Source organism: Candidatus Neomarinimicrobiota bacterium (assembly GCA_036476315.1).
Taxonomy (GTDB): domain Bacteria; phylum Fidelibacterota; class Marinisomatia; order Marinisomatales; family S15-B10; genus JAZGBI01.
The window spans coordinates 1-22,374 of record JAZGBI010000059.1 but is presented as its reverse complement, the minus strand read 5'-3'; the positions used below and the strand labels follow the sequence as shown (position 1 = coordinate 22,374).

Here is a 22,374-nt window from a genome sequence, read left to right as displayed (position 1 = left end):
ACTTCATTCTTTGTTCCCTGTGGATCAGGGTCAGAATGAACCTTGGGACGGTAACAATTGATGAATCCCATCGAGGTACGATTACCCACCTGCAGAATATGGGCATTCCCATGGTCACTCTATCTTTCGGCAGTCCTTATCTGCAGGACGTTGATGAGATCGGGACATACCTCTGTGGATATGGATACGGAAGTGTGTCTCAATATGCCATGGCCGGGGGGATATTCGGAGTAGCTCCCATTACGGGAAAACTCCCTGTGCAACTCAGTCCTGCGTTCAGATTAGGGCATGGAATGACTGTGATGGGGCGAAAAATGCTCACACCGGCAGCAACCGTCCCTGATTTTTCGGAAGCAAAGGAAGTCCTCGAATCGGCTATCGAAGATTCCATTTTTCCCGGTGCCCAGACAGTGGTCATAAAGGAGGGCGAACTGCTCTGGTCCTACCAAACAGGCAGGCAGACCTATGATCCGGGATCGCCTGTTGTTCGAGAGAATACTATCTATGACCTTGCGTCCCTGACGAAGGTTGTTGCCACCACACCGCTGGTGATGAACCTTGTGGAGAAAAAACTGCTTCCTGTCGATGAGCCCGTTCGCGATTTCTTTCCTCAGTTTGTGGGTAACGGCAAAGAAAACGTTACCATTCAACATCTGTTGACGCATTCGTCGGGACTTCCACCCTATGTCCGATTTTTCGAACAAGGCGTGCCCCCTGACGAAGTGGTCCCGACGATTATTGATATGGAGCTGGAATACCCGCCCGGGGACAGCACCGTCTACAGTGATCTCGGAATGATCCTCGTGGGCTCCATCATAGAAAAAGTAACGGGGCGAACATTGGACGACCTGAGCAGAAGTTGGATCTACCAGCCTCTCGGGATGCGGCGGACGTTTTACCGGCCTGAGTCCGGTTACCTGCCCGAAATTGTTCCCACAGAAGTGGACTCCGTTTATCGTAAAGGGGTGGTTCATGGCGTCGTTCATGATGAGAATGCCTGGTGGTTGGGTGGCGTGGCGGGACATGCTGGACTTTTCTCAACCGCAAGCGATCTGGCCCAGTATACACAGATGATGATGGACGGGGGACTCTTTGGAGGCCGGCGTTATTTCAAGAAAGCTACTGTTGACAAGTTCACCCACAGGAAAGACATTCCGCCTGGGAGTACACGGGCATTGGGTTGGGATACGCCGTCCGATTCCTTGAGTTCGGCTGGTGACTACTTCACGGACGGCTCTTTTGGTCATCTCGGGTTCACGGGAACGTCGCTCTGGATTGACCCCAATCGGAGAATCGCGGTCATTCTTTTGACAAACAGGGTACATCCCACCCGGGAAAGAGGGGGGATGTATGAAGTCCGCCGCCAGTTCTATAGCGCCGTCATGAAGGCAGTCCTGGTTCCCTGATCCCGGTTGGCCTTCAATTACCCCGTCGCAGGATAGCGCATGCACCCTCTCGACTTCATCGTCCTTTTTGCATACCTGACGGTTGTAACCGGAATAGCCCTCTGGGCGGGTCGAAAGCAAACTTCGGCCCAGAGTTTTTTCCTGGCGGACAGAAACCTCCCATGGTGGATGATTATGCTCTCGGTGGTGGCCACCGAAACTTCCGTGCTCACTTTCTTGAGCGTACCGGGGATCGCTTACCAGTCCGATCTGGGCTTTCTGCAACTCGCCATCGGGTATATTCTCGGAAGATGGGTCGTTGCCAGACTTCTACTTCCACACTATTTCGAGCAGGGAATCGAATCGACTTATGAATTCATTCTGAACAGGTGGGGACCCGGAGTCCAGCGCTTGACCTCGCTGGTTTTTCTTATTACCCGCATTCTTGCCGATGGTGTTCGCCTGTTCATGACAGCAATTCCTCTGGCGCTCATTACCGGCTGGTCATACCCCTTTTCAATTCTTGTCATAGGCATATTTACTTTGATTTACACCCTGGTCGGCGGCATCCGGTCCGTCATCTGGGCCGATTCAATCCAGTTTGGGATATATCTGGTGGGTGCTCTTGTTGCCTTTATGACCATTCACAGCCTTGTCGATGGCGGCTGGGGAGCCATTTTTCAGTCTGCTGGCGCCGCCGGAAAACTCCGTCTATTTCACCTTTCAATTCACGGGGGAATAAGAGACATCCTCTTTCATCCCTATCACTTCATTACCGCTGTTCTGGGGGGAGTTTTCCTCTCCATGGCCTCCCACGGTACGGATCACCTGATGGTCCAACGGCTGATGGCGGCACGTGATGTGGTTGCCGGGCGGAAAGCATTAATTGGAAGCGGCTTTCTGGTCTTCTTTCAGTTTGCCATTTTCCTGGTACTGGGTTCTGGTCTCTGGGTGCTGTACGGGGGGGAGGAGATCAATTCCAACGAAGTCTTTTCAAAGTTCATGGTTGAGGCAATTCCCGTCGGGTTGACCGGTCTCATTCTTGCTGCAATCTTTTCAGCGGCCATGTCGACCCTCAGCTCCTCAATCAACGCTCTTGCCTCATCGACCCTAACCGATTGGATCAAATCGGCACGCCCCGAAAGGTACAATCTGGCCGTGTCCCGGCTCCTTTCGGTTTTCTGGGCATTGGTCCTTATCGGTGGTGCCTCTCTTTTTACCTCTCAGAAAAGTCCTCTTGTTGAAGTGGGGCTGACAATCGCCTCATTCACATATGGGGGACTTCTTGGGTTCTTCGTGCTGGGACGGGCGAAACGCCGCTTCAGACAAACTTCCGTTGTGATCGGGTTTGTTTCCTCACTGGTCGTCATAAGCCTCGTCAGGGGTCTCACTGAAATCGCCTGGCCGTGGTTCACGGTAATGGGAATGGGGACGATGATTATTGTGTCACGATTGATCGAATGGCTGTCCCAAGATCTAAGAGATGCCTAAAGTGACGATTCATCTGTTTCACCTATTTACCGCTATTTTAATACTAACGGGTTTGAGCAGATCACAGGATTTTGAAAACTCAAGCGTTACGTCTGTTCCGGAGCTCGAGTTTTATCCCGGGGTTTTCACGGGTCTGGATGTCCTGCAAGAAATGCAGTTCAAGCCGCTGTCAGGTTTGAATCTGGCGATCCTGACGAATCAGACATCGGTAAACCGTGAAGGTATTCATCTTCTCGATCTCCTTGCATCCCGGGGGGAAGAAATTCAGGTAGAAGTCATCTTTACACCGCAACACGGATTTCTGGCGAACGCCACTCAGGAGGTCACCGTTGCAGAGGCGGGCTACGAATCGTTTCACGGGGCCCCCGTGAGGCGGTTGTGGGGAGGGGAAATGAGGCCGAAAATCAACGATCTTGCGAAGGTGGATCTCATCCTTGTGGATTTCCAGGATCCGGGCACACGGTTTTTCAGTTTTATGACGACGGCGACCAAGGTCATGGAGATCGCAGCGTTTCTTGACATTGCTGTTATGGTCCTCGACAGGCCGAATCCGATGAATGGTATTGTCATCGATGGACCCATCGTCCGTTCACAGTATCAGTCATACCTGGGATATCATCTCGTCCCCATCCGTCACGGTCTCACAGTTGGTGAATATTCGATCATGATCAACGAATCGGGGTGGATTCGTCAGGGCGACCGGGTTGCACTCAACGTTGTGCCCATGGTGAACTGGAAGCGGGAGATGTGGATGGATGAAACGGGTATCCCCTGGGTACATGTGGCGACGAACATACCGGACCTGACTACTCTATTGGCATATATGGGAATGGGGCTTATCGAGGGAACAAATCTGTCTTGCGGCGTGGGAACAGACAGCCCGTATCTTCTGGTCGGAGCCCCGTGGATTCGAGAGAAGATAATTGTCGAGAGCTTGAGGAGAAAGGGTTTGGAAGGAGTTGAATTCTCCCCGGCCGTATTCAATCCTGATTCCCTCTCGACCATTGTTTCGCGCCCTCGCTACCGCGGGGAGAAATGTGGAGGCGTTCGAATCCTCATTACAGACCGGGAGAAGTTCTCTCCCATCCTCACAGCCGCCACCATATTGTCTGTTGTATCGGCTCATTACCCCCGAAGATTTCGGTGGGAGGATGAGGCCTACGTGGATAAACTTTATGGTCATGATTACTTGAGAATCTTCCTGGCTCAGGAAAGAGATCCTTTCAAGCTTCCCGCCACCTGGTCTCATGATGTGATGAAGTTCAGTCAATTTCGCAAGAAGTTCCTGCTTTATTGATTAATCACATCCCGATGTGAACGGGACGGAGAGAACGGAGAATATGTTTTATGGAGTGAACCATCTCCTGATGGTTCAGCATCATCGGGAGATGATGCAGTCCATATTCACTCGATAACTGGTGGAAGTTGATTTGAAAAGCCTTTCTATGATTTGTCTCATATTTGTTCTTTTCTCTCTGAGCTCTGTGGTTTTGTGTCAAACTCACTTTACGCTGCCGGAAAACGTCTGGAGAATCTCTTTCCATCGGTCTATATCCACGGATACGTGGGTTGGCAAAGGCGGGGAGAAAGGTTTCCCCGACGAATTCTTCACAGTGAGCGCTCCTTTTTACGGTGCTGATTCTTCGGTGATTGCAGGCTACATCACCAATCCCCAAAGAGAGCGGGTTCGGAGGGAAGTCTCATTTGCCCTGGAACACGGCATTGCCAGACGACTTACATTTCTCATGGAAATCCCATATTTCACGACGTACTCCGTAAGCAACACATGGAGCTGGAAAGAAACGGGCCAAGACAGTCTCACCGCGGATCAGATTGTCGACTCGTTGATGAACTTCTATCACCCGGACAGGTCGACTTCCGGGCTGGGAGATATACGATGGGCGTTGATTGTTCTTCTTTACGGTTCCCCGGCGTGGTCGGGAGAATCCATATTGTCCGTCTATGGCAGCGTAGGATTGGAGGCTTCCACCGGTAGAACCATCGGACGGTTCGATCCGTCGGATCTGGATTCAACGGGACGCCCCTCTCAATTCAACCAGTTGTCATTGGGTAAGGGTGTTACCCAATGGCAGTTTTCACTGTTCGGCGAATTCTATCGTCAAATAGTGAGGCGGTTGACTCGAATCAACTGGCAAATCCAGTACTGGCTGAACATCGAGGACAATTTCTGGACCCGCGTGACGCCGCGGGAAACCCACACTCTGGATCACGACGCCATACTCGGACGACTGGGGAGAGTGTACCGGCACAAACCCGGGGATGTCCTTTCTGCCACGATTTTCGGTTTTCTTGAAATCGTTCCGGATCGTTTATCTGTAAGCGCGGGACAGAGCTGGCGATTCAAGCTAAGGGACCGCTACAATTCAGGAAGCGATGATTGGGACGAGTGGATGGAAGGGGAAACCGAAGAGCGTCTCGGTTACAGTACCAGGACCTCAAGCCTTGTCCAGAGCGCGAGCATTCTTTTCCACAACTATCATCCTTTGAAGAAGATAGGACCGATCCCTTTTGAGGTGGAGGCAAGGGTCGACGTCCCTTTTCTGACTCGATTCACCTGGAGCACTCTGGCCTACTCGTTGTCCATATCCATTTATCACCAAATGTGGTGAAGAGTCTGAATTGATATGAAAGGAAAGAGGAAGATGATCTGGAGTTGGGCGTTGTATGACTGGGCCAACTCCGCATTCGCCACCACCGTGATGGCGGGCTTTTTCCCTATCTTTTTCAAAGAATACTGGGCCAACCCGGATAATCCTTCCGAAAGTACCTTCTATCTCGGTATGGCAAATTCGGCTGCTGCTGTCATCGTTGCTCTTCTGGCTCCCTTGCTGGGCGCCATCGCGGACCGCGGGACGGCGAAGAAGAAGTTTCTCGCTGTCTTTGCTTTGCTGGGCATCGTTATGACAGGAGGGCTCTGGATGGTCGACCAGGGATTCTGGCAACTGGCCGTCCTCATCTACGTGGGTGCAGCAGTCGGTTTTTCGGGTGGAAATATTTTCTATGATTCGCTCCTTCCGGGAGTAGCGTCTAAGGGTGAGGCTGACCAGGTCTCCTCCCTGGGATTCGCACTGGGATATGTGGGTGGAGGAATTCTTTTCCTTCTGAATGTCGTTATGTATCTGCGACCTGAATCATTTGGGATTCCCGATTCCACCGTAGCCATTAAGCTCTCTTTTGTCACCGTCGCTGTCTGGTGGGCAGTCTTCTCTGTTCCTGTGTTCATTTTTGTAGAAGAACCCAAAATATACAGTGCCGTGCCCTTGAAAAAAGCTATCACGTTGGGATGGAGCCAGCTCAGGAACACCCTGTTACATATACGGCACCTCAAGGTTGTGGGCATGTTCCTCCTTGCGTACTGGTTTTACATCGATGGGGTAGACACCATTGTCAAGATGGCTGTGGATTATGGAAAATCGCTGAATTTTTCGAACAGCGTCTTACTTACTGCCTTGCTGGTTGTTCAGTTTGTGGCCTTCCCTGCAGCCCTGGTCTACGGCTGGTTTGCCACTAAGATAGGAACGAAGCAGGCAGTGATGGTTGGCATTCTGGCTTACAGTTTTATTACGATTCTGGCCTATTTCATGGCTGACGAGTGGCATTTCTATGTGTTGGCGGTAGTCGTGGGACTTTTTCAGGGAGGGATTCAGGCGTTGAGCAGGAGTCTCTATTTCCGGATCATTCCAGAGGAGAAAGCCGCCCAATTCTTTGGATTCTACAATATGCTGGGGAAGTTTGCCGCCGTATTGGGACCCGCAATGATGGGGACGGTTACCCTGCTGACGGACAGCGCCCGGCTGGGTATTCTGGCCATTCTGATTCTATTTGGAACGGGCGCGATCTTTCTTTCAAAGGTCGATTTTGAAGAGGGCGAACGGATGGCCCGTCAATATCTGGCCAAGTGAAAAAAATCGGCAAAATGGGTGTTGACAAGTTTGGTTTTAGAAGTTAAACTCTCATAAAGAGCCCCGTTAATAAGGCGTGCTCTTCAGAGGAACAAGGCTTTCTCGAGGGCAGTTTTGACGGGGCTCTTTTTTGCAGCCAGGAAGCCGCTAAGTGCGCTAAAACACGCAGAGGATTTCAGGCTGAGCATCTCGGCTGTTCATCTAACCAGACATTCGAGCATTTTGCCACTCTCACAAGTTAATACCTGAGCACTTAACCGTATGATTCTTAGCGTTCTTCGCGGCCAATTAAACAGGTTATAAGTAGCCTGAATCGTTCCAGTAGGCCCGGTCCAGCAGACTCGCAAAGTGCAAAACTGAGGTTTTCAGATGACGCCTCCGGATGCCCCATTCCAGTTGGATCTGACAGCCGGGGTTCGCTGTAACCACGGCATCAGGAGAGGCGGCTTCAATGAAATCCATTTTTCTTTCCAGCAGCTCCAGGGATGCATCCGTCTGAGTAAGAGTATAGCTTCCGGCACTCCCGCAGCATCTGTCCGCTTCCTTTAAGGGAAGCACCGTCACGCCCGGAAGAGTTTCAAGCAACTTTCTGGGCTCCTCTGAGATTCCCTGGCCATGAACGAGATGACAGGCTTCATCGTAAACGACGCTCATATCCATGGAGTTTCCCGGCAGGACTAGGTCAACGCCTGCCAGGAATTCCGACAAATCCTTAATCTTCCCGGCAAATGAGGCGGCATTGTTGTGTCCTGGAAACCTGGTATAGTTTTTCAGATGTGCTCCGCATCCGGCCGCGTTCACGATAATGGTATCGACTGTTGCGCCACTGAAAACAGAGAGGTTGGTTCCGGCCAGGCGATGCGCAGTCTCGCTGTCCCCCGCATGAACGTGAAGCGCCCCACAGCATGTCTGCCCCCCAGGCACCACCACATCATAGCCATGCCAGGTAAGGAGTCGGATCGTGCTCAGATGAACGTCAGGAAAGAGGTGATTCATAACGCAGCCCGTGAAGAGGGCCACTTCACCTCTTTTCTCGCCGCGCGAGTGGAAAACTCGCCGTTTTCCGCCCGAGAAGGACCTCAGAGGTGCTGCGGGCGTTGAGCTCTCCAGGATTTGTAGTCGCCTGGACAGGAGCCTGTGCAGGGGTGTCTGTCTCACAAGCCATTGTGCACCGGTCCGCTGATAGATTGCTAACAGTTTCGTGAGAACTGACAGCGCGTAGTTCGAAGGGACGACCTGGGTCAAAAGAAAAGATGTCATCCATCTGGACACCCTGGATCGGGGTTCGTAGTGCATTACGGTCGCCCGTGTCTTCTCCATAAGATGGCCAAATTCAACTCCCGATGGACAGGCCGTTTCGCAGGCGAGGCAGGAGAGACAGAAATTGATGTGTTCAAAGAAGGGGGCGGTCATGGGGATGCGGTCGTTCATGGCCGCTTCCATCATGTACAGCCGGCCACGGGGCGAATCCACCTCCATTCCGTTCAGGGTATAGGTGGGACAGGCAGGAAGACAGAAACCGCAGTGGGTGCATTCCCAAAGCTGGCGCTTCTCTTCGTCTCCAAAGACTTGAGCCAGGGGATTTGACACTATGTCCGGCTCCACTAGATCCCTCCCACAAATGTGCCGGGGGCGAAAATACCCTGAGGATCCAGGCCCTCCTTGATCTTCTTCATCCAGGGAAATGATGCGGGGAGCAGGGGCCATCTTTCGAATGGTGCATCATCCGGCAGTGACTCGAATTCGGCCGACCCCCCGCGGGATCGAACCTCCCCGATGATTTCTCGCAACCACCGATCCGGTCGATCAGAATTGCCCGGGAGTTCAACATAGCAAATACCTATACCGGGGAATATCTTGGCCGACACCGCCTCCGTTTTTCTTAACGTCCCGGTCTGCAGGAATGACTTCAGCTGTCTCTTGCTGAATGAAATCCTGACCCGGTAACGGTCGGAACCGTCTACCCGATTTATCCGCTCCCGAATCACGCGCGTTTCGTCTTCGGATGCACGAATGAAGTCCTGGCCTGATCCATCACTGAAAGAGTGGACGATCGTTTCCTGTTTCTGGAGGCTCCGCTGTGAACCGCCAAGTTCCAATAACAGTGTCCAATCTTCGCCGGGATTAGGACTCCATTCTCCACTGATGATCGTCAGTGATTCCACCGACAGTGAGTGATTTCTAATGCGGTTCGCCATGTTAAGAGCACTTTCAACTGAAGGAAACCGGCTGGTGAAGTAGACTCTGTTCTGAGGTACAGGATTCAGTTTAAGAGTAATATTCAGCAGTATTCCGAGGGTGCCTCTGGATCCTATGTAAAGCTTGTTGAGATCATACCCACTGACGTTTTTCACAACTTTTGCTCCCGATCTCACGGCGCTTCCTCTGTCGTTTACAAGCACGGTCTCCGTTACCCAGTCCCTGGCAGATCCGTACCTGTGCCGGCGGGGCCCGAAGGCATTCGCCGCAACGATTCCTCCGATCGTTGAACGCGTGGTTGATGGTGGATCCAATGGAATCATTTGACCCGATTCTAGCAATTTTTCCTGAACGCTGGTGAAGGCCATGCCTGCGACCACGGTAACGGTGAGATCTTCTGGCGAATGCTCCATTGTGGGAGCAAGATTGGAGAGGGACACAGCCACGTCCATTGACTTCCCCGCTTTGTAGAGTCTCGTTGCTCCACCGATGGGAAGAAGCGTGAGTTTTTCTTTTCCCGCCAATTTGACCAGTTCAGATACCTGTCCGGGTTCGACGGGGTGAGCGGTGAAGTGGGTTGACAGATGAGAATTGGAGGGAGAAAGCTGGTCATTCGAGAAGACCTGGCCCAGTTTTTTTTCGAGCAGTTCAACGTCGGTCACAGCCATCCGCTCCCCGACAGGTTTCTGCTGAAACCGACCTCTCCGCATCTTGATCCGTTGGGGAAGATCTTTTCCGGATTCAGGAGGGATTCGGGATTAAACAGATCCCATAAACGCATCATCTGACTCTGGTCATCCTCTGAAAACATGAGATGAAAATATTCCTTCTTTTCTGCCCCTATTCCATGCTCTCCCGTAAGGGCTCCGCCGAGATCAACGCATTCCTTCAGAATTTCCTCTGAGATTCTCAGAGCAGCTTCCACTTCTTTGGGGTGATCTGGATTGTAGAGGATGATAGGATGAATATTGCCGTCTCCCGCGTGACAGACATGAGCGACTCTGAGTCCGTACTTTTCTCCTATTTCAACATCGGATCTTAGAATCCGGGGCAGTTTCGACCTCGGAACAACTCCGTCGTTCGTATAGAATGCGGGGGTTATCTTTCCAAGGGCGCCGATGGCTTCCTTTCTCCCTCGCCATAAACGTTGTCTTTCTTCTTCCAACCCTGTGAGTTGAACTTTCACCGCTCTTTCTGCTCGACAGATTCTCTCGATTTCCTTTTCTTCCTCCTCAAGAACCGTCTCAATGCCGTCTATCTCGATGAGCAGAATTGCTTCGGCTTCCGTGGGAAAACCAGCCTTGAGATGGCTCTCAATCGCCCGGATAACTAGATTGTCCATCAGCTCGAGTGCTGCAGGTATAATGCTGGAGCTAATAATCCCGGATACCGCATTGCACGCCTGTTCAATGGAATCGAAAGTGGCCAGGAATGTCCTGTGAGACTCGGGATTTCGTATGAGTCGAACGGTTATTTCCGTGATTACTCCGAATGTCCCCTCCGACCCGACGAATAGTCCAGTAAGATCATAGCCCGTCGCCTCGCCGAAAGGGCCGCCAAGCTCAAGCAGTTCCCCAGAAGGAAGTACCACTTTCATTCCAAGGATGTGGTTCGTCGTGACGCCATATTTCAGCGTGTGCGGACCTCCAGCATTTTCGGCAACATTCCCGCCAATTGTGCAGGCTTTCTGGCTGGAGGGATCAGGAGCGAAATGGTACCCGGCGGACAACGTTTCATCCGACAGGTGCAAATTCACGGTGCCGGGTTGGACTACCGCAATCTCGTCTTCAAGATCGATCCGCAGTATCCGGTTCATGAGGGACATCTGAATAATGACACCGCCGTGGGTGGCCACGGCACCGCCACTTAACCCTGTGCCGGCTCCCCTGGCCAGGAACGGCACACCTCGATTTGCACAGGCTTTGACAATGCCCACTACTTCCTCCGTCGATGTCGGGTAAACGACGAGATCGGGCAGACTCTTGCTCATGGTGAGACCGTCGCATTCGTAGGTAATCAGTTCCACGAGATCCGAGACAACGCGGGAGCTTTCGAGTATTCTGGTGAGATCTTCTTTGAGCGGTGTCAGTTTGCTCAACATTTCGAGGGAACCACGGAACGGGGAAGGATCAGATGAATTCTAACGAAGGTAACACGTATGCTCCCTGATCGCAAAGACATTAGGTTTCCAGAACTTCCGTGTGCTTTTCCTAGCCCAGGAACAGGAAAAGGCCAGCAAGATGGGCGTTCCGCCAGTTTCCGAAGGTAGGTTTTAGATATAGGAGGTTATTTTTTTCACGCTTTTCTTAATCGTAAGAAAAGCGCTGGAAAAGAAGCTCGGCCTGGAAAACAATTCAGCCGGGCTTGTCTACGGCCTCGGGAACCAATTAAACTCGTCCTCCAGCTGCCGGACTCAAACAGCAATTGGTTCTTATCCTCGCCCTTGCCAAGCCTGGATCCTGGCTGAATTGTTTTATGGCCACTCATGGCGCCGCTAAACCGGCACCAAGAGGGAGACTTTGTCTTATATGTTGTCGCCTTGGAAGCATTTGGCCTCCCGGCCTGCCCCCCGACCAGTCGGGAGGGGTGGGCAGGGAAATGTTCGAGGCGAGCTCAAGGAAGGAGATCAATTTCTGTCTGAGTCCCCGATAACAATCGAGGCGAGTTAAATTGATCCCTTGAGCGAATCGAGAACTAGGCCGAATGTTTCGTCAGCGACAGGTTCTCCACAGGATCTTGAGATTTTGGTCCTTTTCTTGCGCAAGAAAAGGACGGGAAGGAAACGTGCAGTTGGAGAGAAGGAATCTTACTGTTCGGCTTCCCCTACGATCACGAGGGCGATGGGCACCTGTTCTCCCTTATGAGTCTTCATATTCAGCAGGAATATGAGATGACCCTCGTAGTCCTCATAGACCCGGGGCAGTTCGTCCTCGAACTCGGGGTAGGTGAGACTGAAAACGGCAGGATGATTCGTTCCGGTCACCATCTTGCTTTGGGAAACAAGCTCATCGTATGTTAACCTGGCTGTCACTGACGTGTCTGTTTCGACAGGAAGAAGCAGAACGAAATCTCTCGCGGGTGCTACTCCCATATGGTTGCCATCGTTGCGGAGCAACTCGTATCTGAGCGTGTAGACTCCTGATCTTATCGACTGTCCCCGATAATCGCTGCTCCCTTCAGGAAATGACATGACGCCCACGAGGACCGATTCATGAAGCTGCTGATAGATGACCCCGAACACGCGAGAGGCATCGCTCACTGGAACCTCGTCTCGCAACCAGATTTCACAGATCACGCCGCCGTCCTCACCAACAATCCGGTAGCCTTCTGATTGCAAGGCACCACGGACTTCCTGGAAAATAGTCGTGTCGGATAAGGGACCGATCTTCTCGAGTTTCGTTCTTTCCCCTGGCGCTGGGAAGGGTTGCGTCAGGAAAAGGAGAACCAGGAGAAGTCTCATTCAAGGGCCGCCAGTTTCATGGCATGACCGCAGAGGTGAGGAACACTCTCCCGGTTCAGCCAGGTTACCATCGGGTCCTATACATGTCTGAGTAAATGCGCACCAGAAATGGCCGTCGACAGATGGAAGGTGGGCGGTCTCAAGGTTGAAAGGAACGTATTTCCCTTTCCAGCACAGGTGGGAACAGATGTTGGCGCGTTCCGTGTTGAAACGATCAGACTCTGTTCTCATGTCTCTCCCGTCTCGTAGCCTGGAGGACGGCCCTTTTTACGGCCACGCTTGCAAGGTGGATCTTATAGCCGTTTCGACCGAGATCTACGGCATGTTTTACAGCGTTGCCTCCTGAGGATTCAGCCAGAGCAGTGTCGACTTTTTCCCCCTGGAGAGTCTCTGCCGCTTCCGGCGAATCCCAGGGGATGGGGGCAACATGGCCCAAAACGACGCGGGCCCACCGGACTTTTTTCGAACGGATCTTGATATTGACGGAAGCCGTAGCCAATGGCCAGCCCAGTACCTGTCGCTCACGTATCTCATACGTGGCACTCAGCGCGCCGTCGGGGGGTGGAACGGTGACCTCGGTGACTATCTCACCGGGTTTCAGATTAAACTCGCGCTCTCCCTTCGTCGTGGGTATCCGGAAGAATTGCCCGATGCCAATTTCACGCTTCCCCTTGGGTCCAACTACCTGCACGCTGGCTCCAAGGGCAAGAAGCGGAGGGGCGAGAATGGAGGGACTAACGAAGTACGCCGGTCCGGAATTCCCCAGGATAGCATGATAACGATTGTCACCGTCCACAACCGTCGAGGTACCGTTTTTCCCCAGAGCCAGGAGCCCGAAGCCGTTGCGAAAGTACCAGCATCTCGGTCGCTGGCAGAGTTCACCGCCCAGGGTGCCTGTGCTCCTCACCTGAGGGCTAAGAATCCCTTCTGCAGCCTCGGCAATCGCCGGGTAGTCCACCCGAATTCCTGGGTCATCCAGGATTTCCTGAATGGTAACAAGGGCGCCCAGACGTAGGCCGGACTTCTGGTCATAACGGACATACCCGAGTTCTTTTATCTCTTTGATATTCACGAGACGCCTGGGAGTCACGATATCATCCTTCAAAAGTGAAATCAAGTCAGTTCCACCTGCCAGAATCTCCGTTTCACCCCACGAACCACTCAGGAGTTCCACTGCCTGAGGCAGCGTCTTTGGGGAAACGTATTCAAAAGGTCTCACGAGGCAAGAGCCTCCAACACTCGATTGGGGGTGAGGGGAAGAAATGGAACTCGAACACCAATGGCGTTCGCCACCGCATTTGAGATTGCGGCCCCCGGGGAAATCACTGGCGGTTCCCCCAATCCAATCACGCCTCTGCCGTCATGCTCGTCGCTGTTCATCATGTGGACAACCAGTTCTCCAATGTCTCCGTTTCCTGCCAACTTGTAGAACTCCATATTGGGATTCAGCATTCTGCCGGAGGCAGGATCCATAATCTTTTCTTCGTAAAGGGCGTACCCGATCCCCATGATCATGCCCCCGTAGCACTGGCTTTCAGCGAGCTTCGGGTTAATAATGAGACCGCAGTCCTGTACGGCCACCATTCTGTTCATCTTTACCACACCCGTTTCAATATCTACCGAGACGTCAGCCATCTGAACTCCGCCGACACCGCTGCTTGCGAGTCTCCCCGGACCGGGATTCTGACCCCTGACAGTGATGGGAGTTCCTCCCAGGCTCTTGCACGCCTCGACCCAGGTAAGGCTCCGGCTGGGGTCTTTCCTCACTTGAATCTTTCCTTTGACGGCCTCGAGGTCCCCAGGCTTTGCGTTGAGAGCTGGTGCGACCTTTTCGAACAATTGGGAGAGGGCGTCCAGAGCCGCGCGGCGTGTTGAGGAACTTACGCCCCCAACGGTAGTGCTACCACCCGAGGCACCGGACACGGGGAAGAGGCTGTCGCCAATCATCAGGTTGATGCTGCTCATGGGTAGTCCAAGTGTTTCAGCGGCGGTGATGGTTATGACGGTTCTCGTGCCCGTTCCCAGGTCCTGTGTCCCCAACTTGATATCCGTCGTTCCGTCGGGATGAATGGTCAGATCACAATTGCTTCCGTGCCCACGACCGCCCCAGGTGTGCAGCGCAAGTCCCAAACCCCGTTTGACAGGTCCCTTTGTTTTATCGCCGCGAGGATGCCATTTTTCCTTCCATCCCATCAGTTCGGCGGCTTTCAGAAATTCTTCCTCGTAAACGGTTGACCGCCGACCCGTCAATTCGATATTCTTCAACACAAGATCCAGAGGGTCCATCTCGAGCTTGTTCGCAAGATCTTCAAGCGCACCCATAGTAATGAGACAGGCCTGGGGGTGATTCGGCGCACGCCAGGCCCTGGCGCTTCCGATATTGTTAATGATAGACATGTGACGGATGCGTTGGTGAGGGATATCGAAAACATACGGCAGAGGTGGCCGTCCACCGCCGCCTATCCCTCCGGTTCCCCACGACTCGGAGTCCCAGGCGAGAATCGTGCCGTCCTTCCTGGCACTCACTTTGACGCGAGCATACGCGGAAGGCCGGGCACCGGCCACCGTCAATTCGGCATCGCGTTCAAGCATGATCTTGACAGGCTTTCCCCCGGCCAGCCTGGAGATGCGGGCGGTTTCGATCCCCCAACGGTCGGGACCGAATTTGCTCCCGAATCCTCCACCCATGTGATCCATTTTCGTCCGGACATTTCCGGCGGGGATCTTCAGAGCTTCGGCCATCGCATCAGAAATGGAACTAACTGCCTGTGTGGAAATGTGAACGAGAAGTTTGTCCTCATTCCACTCTGAAATGGACCCATGACTTTCCATACAGCAATGGGTAATGACAGGTGTCCCGTAAATTCCCTCAGCGGTCACATCCGATTCTTCGAAGGCCCTTTCCGGATTCCCCTTCACTTCTTCAGCTGATGGCCTCAATCTGTCGCCTGCGAGTGAAGGATCGGAATCAACAACCAGATGGGGAAGGACTTCGTACTGAACCTCAATCGACCTGATGGCGTCATCGGCCGTCGTTTCATCCACGGCAGCGACACCGACAATTTCGTCTCCAGCCCAGAAGATTTCCGTGCCGGGATCCTGGATAACCTTTACCGCTTTGACACCGGGCATCCTCTCCGCTTTGCTGGCGTCGATACTCAAAATTTTCGCGTGGGCGTACGGGCACCGCAGGATTTTTCCGTAGAGCATCCCGGGACGTTTTACGTCATACGTATACTTCGCTTTCCCGGATACTTTAGCAGGTCCATCCACGCGAGATATCCGTTTGCCTATAAGTCTTCGCTTTTCCCGTTCAGGCCACCGGTAATCTGGCACCGGGTTCTCCTCCTTTACCCCTTTGACGCCTGCATAATGGCAGCCCGGATGCCCATATAGGTTCCGCACCGGCACAGGTTCCCACCCAGACCAGTTTTGACTTCCTCCGGGGTAGGATGGGGTTTCTCCCGAAGAAAGGCCTGGGCAGCCATGACGAAGCCGGGTGTGCAGAAACCACACTGCTGGGCATCATTGTCAATGAAGGCCTGTTGTATGGGATGGAGGCGGTCACCTTCCATCATTGCTTCAACTGTGGTTATCTCCTTGCCCTGAGCATCGATCGCAAGGATTGAGCATGAATAGACAGGTTTGCCGTCTATAATCACGGTGCAGGCCCCGCACGTTCCCCCGTCGCAGACGCGTTTGGCTCCCGTGAGGTCAAGTTCCTGGCGAAGTGTATCAAGGAGGGTAACGCGAGGCTCCAGCTCAACCTTATACGTCTTTCCGTTAACGCTGAGTGCCACAGGGGACTTACCTGGGCCGTAGACCGTTACATTCTCCCCGGAAATTTTGAGGGTGCGTCCACCGGTGAGGAGGGGGACAGAAAGGGATAGACCGGAAATTTTCAGGAATTCCCGGCGCGACAGGCCAGAACCCTGATCCTTGGAATGGTTATCCTTGCTCATCGATCATCTCTCTCCCCATGCAATCGGGAATCTGCGGGAAAGGTTCTGAGCTCCTGAAAGTGGGGTTTCGCGCCTCCAATAATATGTCATGAATATGATTGGAATGCAACATTTTCCCCAGTCAAAGGAAGGTGTATAATCTTGTTCCTATTGTGCAATCTGAATATTGCCCCGGAAACTACCGTGCCATGAACGCCTCACATTCTCATTAGTGTAGTTACTTGGAAGGTTGCTTCTTGTTCTTTTTGTTCCCGAAGGGTCGGGATCTTCGACTAGATACCAAAAGAACCAAGAAAGATCACGGCTGAATCCCGGCCGGGCGGGACCCGCCTGTGTCGGCTGAAGCCACGGGAATCCATGAAACTCGCCCTCCTGTTGGCTGTCTCACACAGTCATGGATTCTCCGAACGATCTTGAGATGATCCGTGTCTCCGCCTCCACGAGAACCGGTGGGACGATTTTAAGACCGATTTTTATCTTTTTGGGGCCGATCTATCGGCACCATCAGCGGCCTCAAAATAATTTGGGCAAGAGGGAGGATGTGAAGACTGTGGAAGAGAATCAATTGCTGTCTGAGTCCTCCCGACTTGTCGGGAGGGCGAGTTTAATTGATTCCCACAGGCGCAGGCAGCTCCGCCCAAATTAATTTTAGCCAGAAGGCCTTTTGGCACTTTTCTGCCTGAGAAAAGTGCGAAAGAAGATCCGGTTTGGATAGTTTCACGACGAGAACGTGGCGACAAGATCCACATGATTTTGTATAAATCCCCGGTCCAAGTCGTGTTCCCGGACGGGAATTCTACTTCACCAGAATGCACTTTCTGGTTTCCGAGAAATCTGTAGTGGCCATTCGGTAAAAGTATACACTTGAGCTTACATTTTTCGCATCCCAGAATGTCACATGAGAACCTGCCAGTTTGAACTCTTCCACGAGAGATGCGACCGTCTGTCCCTTCACGTTGTAGATAGTCAGCTTCACATGGGCTGGTTTGGGCAGATGGTAAGGGATGGACGTGGCACGGTTAAAGGGATTGGGAAAGTTATGACCCAGCGAGAAAGTCGACGGTAGTCCCGCATGCAGCGCTGTGTTGAGAGTGCCCATGAACACGCCCCGGCCGTGCGTTCCCACGACGGCCCCGCCGTCTGACGTTCTGGCCTCTATCCTGGCGGCGACGACATTGCCCAGCTCTTTTTCTCCTTCCTGTTTCCAAAGCGTATTGGCCCCGTCAAGTTCCATCGTGGAGTAGACACCGGTACTCGTTGCCAGGAGATAAATGACTCCTTGAGTTACCGGCAGGATTGCCGCAGAACGGAGGGACGGGCCCGGTTTCTCACCACTGCCCGTTAGATTTCCCTCCACGGATTCGTACAGTCTTCCCCCGTCGCTTGAGTGATAGAGTCCAACAATGTTGTAGTTCGACAGCACCACAAGGATTTCGTTACCGTCAACAGGATTGACGGCTATATCGTGAACGTAAGCTCCAGCGGGAGTGTCCCCTATGGAAATATCCTCTTCACCCTCGGTCGCGGTATGAGCTTCTTCAAGCCTGTACAGTTTCGGAGGTCCCACGGAGCTGCTGGCACCATAATAAAGCAGATGTTTCGGGTTGTAGCGGGATACCCTCATGGCGGAAAGGAGATAATCGGAAGGAATTGCGATGTTCGTCAGCGGGGACCACCCCACGGAGGTGGAATCTTTACCCTGGGGAATGGCGGAGAGCTGATCGTTCCGCCAGAGCGTATTCCCAGCGGCATAATACATCACCTCCTCATCATTTGGATCCACCGCAAATGGCGTGATGAAAAGTCTGTCCTGCGCACCTTCCGGTGTGACCGCGGTCCAACCAGCGGCGAAGGATGGATGGCCGGACCTGTCATAATCCAGACGAAGAACACGCCCGTTGTGTGACGAGCTGTAGGCAAATTCATCGCCAAGGTAGGCAAAACCGCCGTCGCCGGAGCTCATATCCCTGGAGGGTCCTGTATCGTTTCCGTCCCAGGTGAAAAAGGGCGTCCCGTTATCCTGGGTTCCACCCATGATTCTCTGGTCATCTGGCTCGTCCGAAATTGCAATGGTGTAGTACTGGACCACATTGTAGCCATTGTTCTTGTTTATCCATGGAAAAAAGAACGTGGAGGATGAAGACGCCGTGATATTTGACGCAACGCTCAGGCCGCCATCGTGGCCGATCCACACCCTTTTTGCATCCGCAGGATCAAAAACGATGACGTGCTGATCGGGATGCAAATTGGGATAATGGTTGGGGGCGTTACCCGATTCGTAGCCTCCGATCCAAGTATCATAAATGTCTTGTGACTTTGTGGCGAAGCCATCTCTTGATCTGAAAAGGCTGGTGGCCCCAATCATCACGAAATCTTCGTCATCCGGTTTGACGGCGAGGACCATATTGTAGTTGTGTTGAGTGTGCACAAAGCCTTCATCACCAAAATCCGGCAGGTTGTTGGACCGGTCCTCGAATACTTCCGTGGAGACATTGATTTTGTGAAACCGGACGTCGTCACGCTCATTGTCGTCAATGTCGCCCGTGAAAGTGAGAACATAGAGGATATCCGGGTTCGATGGTGCGAGGGCGATTACGCTCCGCTCATGAGAGTCAGGGAAGCTGGCAGGAGTGATATCGGTCCATTCGTCGCCGTCGTCCACGGATCTGTACACACCGGGGGTGTGGACCGGGTCCGAGTTATGGCCGAACTGGGACAGGACTGCTGCAAGTTTCCCCTGGAATCCCACAACAACATCGGTGTAAAAGTGGTCATTGATCCCGCCGAGAACCAGGTCGAACGTATTCCCCTGGTCGGTGGAACGGTAGACGCCAATACCGTTACTGGCCAGGAAGACGCTGCCGGTGGTGGGACTGATTACAATTCTCGACACGAAGTCAAGAGGACTGTCCCACGATGTGGGATTTCTGCCCCAGGGATCGGGTACTTGCTCCCAGGTTTCGCCGTTATCGATCGATTTGTACAGACCGGTTCCGAAGAAAGGGGACCTTTTTCCCAGGTCAGATGCGGAATTCCCCACGAATTCTCCTGTCGTGTAGTACCAGGTACTGGTATGACCCGGACGGATATCTTGAGCCAGAGAAGTAACGCTCAAACTCTGTGACGGATCGCTCTTTGTAACCCACGATTCGCCTCCGTCTGTCGATTTCCAGATACCTCCTGAAACGCCGCCGGCCATGATGATATTTGAGTTGGCAACATCGACTGTCAGAGCCCTTGTCCTTCCTCCCACATCCGTAGGTCCCACTTCAGTCCAGGTGAACAAGGTATCCTCAATTCCTCTGAAGGTTCGCCTCAATGTGCGGGCGAAGGCTAGTTCTTTCTCGCGGATACCATGAGGTATTTGATTCGTGGCGGGGTCCTTCAGCATTCGAAAAAAATAGTTCCACCGTGCCCTCTTCATTTGGGTTGACGTTTTACGCCTCGACTCATCATCTATCCCATCCGGAGGTTGAACTTTGAGCTGTTCATCCCCCCTCATGAAAAGGATCAAGGAAGCGAGGAGGATACTGGTCAGGGGATAACTTTTGGAACTCAGTCTCAAGGAATTGGCGGCATACCGGGTGAGCCAGGATGTTACCGGGTCGCTGGTTTCTTCGCCGTCTGTGATCTCATGGGTTCACCCGAACCGGAGTTTCGGTGCATCACCATTTCCGACATGATACTCAGGGCGATTTCTTCAGGAGTTTTTGCGTTCAGATCGAGACCGGCCGGTGCATGAAACCTGTCAAGATCTTCGTCAGTGACACCTTTCGATTTCAGGTACTCCATAATAATGCCTGTTTTCTTCCGGCTGGCTACAACGGCAACGAACGGCACCCCCATCTTGAGAGCCTGCAGGGAAAGCTTATCGTCGTCACGGTGGTGGGTAGCCAGCACGAGGAAGTCCACAGAAAAATCGAGCTCGTCCAACTCCAAAGGTTCAGTCACAATCTTTATGGTCTCCGGAAATCGCGAAGCTTCCTCTTTGGATGTTTGCACCACCACGCTGAAATTGAGCAGCTTTCCAAGTCTGGCCAGCACTTCCACCAGGCGGCCCATTCCTCGAATGAGGATCGTGGGTGTTTTCAATTGAGGTTCCACAATTATTGACATACTCCCTCCACATGGGATACCCATTCCCATTTGATCGCTATCCAGGTCGATGTTTACGATTCTCGGTTCACCGTCGGCCAACGTTTCAACGGTGGTTCTGGCAACACGGTTCTCAACACAACCCCCCCCGATCCATCCGGCAACTCTCTCTCCGCTGCTCCCGAATATTGCCTTGTCACCCATTCTTCCTGAGGACGATCCTTTCACACTGATGATGGTCGCCACGGCAAAAGGTTCTTCGGCTTCCTCAAGTTCAGCCATCTTCACGAATATGTCTCTGTGGCGCGACACGCTAATCCTGCTCCGTTTTTTCGAGAAGTCTAAGGTAGTCCCTCTGCGTGTCGCAGTCAATAAGGACATCGTCTGAGATCAACTCCACCGGGACCGCACTCTCAATATGATGGTTCAGTATTGACTTGCATCTTTGGTCACTCGAAATAGACATTATCTCTGTGAAATAGGTTTTCGGGAAAAGGACGGGATTCCCCTGGCGATTCCCTGAAAGCGGGTAGACTATTTTCGCTCCTTTTTTCCGGTCAAATGTCACTCTTAGAGTTCGAAGGGTATCCACCTTGACGAGCGGCATGTCTCCCAGAACGATGGCGCACCCATCCACTTCTGTGGGAAGGGTTGTTATTCCCGTCCGAATTGAACCGGACATGCCGGTTTCCCATGCATCATTGTGGACAAAAAGAACCTGATTCCTTTTCAGGGTTGAGCGAATCAGGCTTCGCTCGTAGCCGGTTACCACAATGATGGGATCATACCCGGCGGCTTCCACGCTGGCGCAGACAAGTTTTATCATTGGAATTCCAGAGATTTCAAGAAGCAGCTTATTCTTTTCGGGTAGACGCTCTGAACTGCCGGCGGCAAGAACGATTGCTGCTACTTTCATCTCCGTTGCCTCTCAGGTTTCATCGGTTAGATTTTACCACGGGACGGATATAAAGACAAGAGGACCCTGGTCAGTCGGCAAGAAGCAAGATAAAAGATAAAAGTATAAAGATAAAAGATAAGAAGAGCCAAGATCTCAAGAATCAAGTACCGGGTTGGCAGTCAGCAACCAAGTTTCAAGATAAAAGTATAAAGATAAAAGATAAAAGAGCAGTCAGCTATCAGCAGTCAGCCATTAGCTTTCAGTTAGCGTTTGACATTAGAGGTTGGAAGTCAGACATTTGTCACCGGGAGTGTCTACCAACATTCTCGCTTTGGTTTTCAACAGACAATAGTCAATATTCAATCGTCAATTGTCAATTCACCTCACGCATCACGAATTACGTTTCACGTATCATTTCTCCTCCTCCACAGGAGACCCTGCGGGTCAAAGGAGTTCCTACGGAACAATTCTCCATCTCTCCAGTTTTCCAGGCAGTTGTTAATAGTCAATTTTCAATTCTTCCACAGTGCAGAGTACTTCTCCACACGCGCAGAATAGAAGATCTGAATCTCTCATCCAGGAGTAGTCTTCATAGTCCGCCGACCACGGGATGTTGCAGGCAGGGCAGAAGATTATGGTAGGAGGAGGAGCAGGCGTGCTCTCCACTAACTCGTCGGTTTCCATATTTGTCACCGGAATTCCTTTTCTCAATTTGTAAGGGACTGCATACAAAAGGCGTATAGAGTTTACGCATCTTCATTTTGTTGTGCAAGACTAAGTTTTAATCTCCGGTGAGTCGCGCAGCATGAGGGAGGAGGGACTTTCTCCTTTTTACTTACGCGGAATTTGGACTAATTTCCTCGCCACCTCTTGTCGAAGCAGAAAGGAAAAGTGATGGCTTATCTGAATAAGGTGGAAGTTTCGAAGAAATCATGGGCTGACCTGTCTCCCGAGTTGCTGA

At 52.3% G+C, this 22,374-nt stretch carries 15 protein-coding genes; 5 read left to right on the top strand and 10 right to left on the bottom strand.

Annotation, left to right across the window (positions count from 1 at the left end; all coding sequences use genetic code 11):
- The 5 genes from V3U24_05695 to V3U24_05675 all read left to right on the top strand — a co-directional run.
- On the top strand, positions 1 to 1,406 hold a 1,406-nt coding region (locus V3U24_05695), incomplete at its 5' end, for a serine hydrolase (protein ID MEE9166938.1).
- 39 nt (positions 1,407 to 1,445) lie between these two features.
- Complete coding sequence (locus tag V3U24_05690) at positions 1,446 to 2,876, top strand: sodium:solute symporter (protein ID MEE9166937.1); 1,431 nt, start codon at positions 1,446 to 1,448, stop codon at positions 2,874 to 2,876.
- 1 nt (position 2,877) lies between these two features.
- Positions 2,878 to 4,173, top strand: coding sequence for a DUF1343 domain-containing protein (locus tag V3U24_05685; GenBank protein ID MEE9166936.1), 1,296 nt, complete (start codon positions 2,878 to 2,880; stop codon positions 4,171 to 4,173).
- A 148-nt stretch (positions 4,174 to 4,321) separates the two neighbouring features.
- Positions 4,322 to 5,506: a hypothetical protein gene (locus V3U24_05680; GenBank protein MEE9166935.1), complete on the top strand. Its 1,185-nt coding sequence runs from the start codon at positions 4,322 to 4,324 to the stop codon at positions 5,504 to 5,506.
- 15 nt (positions 5,507 to 5,521) lie between these two features.
- Positions 5,522 to 6,799, top strand: coding sequence for an MFS transporter (locus V3U24_05675; GenBank protein ID MEE9166934.1), 1,278 nt, complete (start codon positions 5,522 to 5,524; stop codon positions 6,797 to 6,799).
- Between the two features lie 297 nt (positions 6,800 to 7,096).
- Here the strand turns inward: V3U24_05675 and V3U24_05670 are convergent, their stop codons facing one another.
- From V3U24_05670 to V3U24_05625, 10 genes are all read right to left on the bottom strand, one after another.
- Entirely contained in the window at positions 7,097 to 8,404 is a 1,308-nt protein-coding gene (locus V3U24_05670) for a (Fe-S)-binding protein (GenBank protein ID MEE9166933.1), read from the bottom strand.
- Entirely contained in the window at positions 8,404 to 9,666 is a 1,263-nt protein-coding gene (locus V3U24_05665; protein MEE9166932.1) for an FAD-binding oxidoreductase, read from the bottom strand. The genes V3U24_05670 and V3U24_05665 overlap by 1 nt, the downstream gene beginning before the upstream one ends.
- Positions 9,657 to 11,099 (bottom strand): FAD-linked oxidase C-terminal domain-containing protein, encoded by a 1,443-nt coding sequence (locus V3U24_05660; protein MEE9166931.1) that lies wholly within the window; start codon positions 11,097 to 11,099, stop codon positions 9,657 to 9,659. The genes V3U24_05665 and V3U24_05660 overlap by 10 nt, the downstream gene beginning before the upstream one ends.
- 705 nt (positions 11,100 to 11,804) lie before the next feature.
- A complete protein-coding gene (locus V3U24_05655; GenBank protein MEE9166930.1) occupies positions 11,805 to 12,458 on the bottom strand; it encodes a hypothetical protein in 654 nt (217 codons plus the stop codon).
- Between the two features lie 214 nt (positions 12,459 to 12,672).
- Positions 12,673 to 13,677, bottom strand: a complete 1,005-nt coding sequence (locus tag V3U24_05650) for an FAD binding domain-containing protein (protein MEE9166929.1) — start codon at positions 13,675 to 13,677, stop codon at positions 12,673 to 12,675.
- Entirely contained in the window at positions 13,674 to 15,794 is a 2,121-nt protein-coding gene (locus tag V3U24_05645) for a xanthine dehydrogenase family protein molybdopterin-binding subunit (GenBank protein MEE9166928.1), read from the bottom strand. The genes V3U24_05650 and V3U24_05645 overlap by 4 nt, the downstream gene beginning before the upstream one ends.
- A gap of 14 nt (positions 15,795 to 15,808) precedes the next feature.
- Complete coding sequence (locus V3U24_05640) at positions 15,809 to 16,420, bottom strand: (2Fe-2S)-binding protein (protein ID MEE9166927.1); 612 nt, start codon at positions 16,418 to 16,420, stop codon at positions 15,809 to 15,811.
- A 796-nt stretch (positions 16,421 to 17,216) separates the two neighbouring features.
- A complete protein-coding gene (locus V3U24_05635; protein MEE9166926.1) occupies positions 17,217 to 19,985 on the bottom strand; it encodes a T9SS type A sorting domain-containing protein in 2,769 nt (922 codons plus the stop codon).
- A gap of 32 nt (positions 19,986 to 20,017) precedes the next feature.
- Complete coding sequence (locus V3U24_05630; GenBank protein ID MEE9166925.1) at positions 20,018 to 20,827, bottom strand: XdhC family protein; 810 nt, start codon at positions 20,825 to 20,827, stop codon at positions 20,018 to 20,020.
- A 1-nt stretch (position 20,828) separates the two neighbouring features.
- Positions 20,829 to 21,431 carry a nucleotidyltransferase family protein gene (locus V3U24_05625; GenBank protein ID MEE9166924.1) on the bottom strand — a complete coding sequence of 201 codons (603 nt, stop codon included), beginning with the start codon at positions 21,429 to 21,431 and terminating at the stop codon, positions 20,829 to 20,831.
- Positions 21,432 to 22,374: the final 943 nt, after the last annotated feature.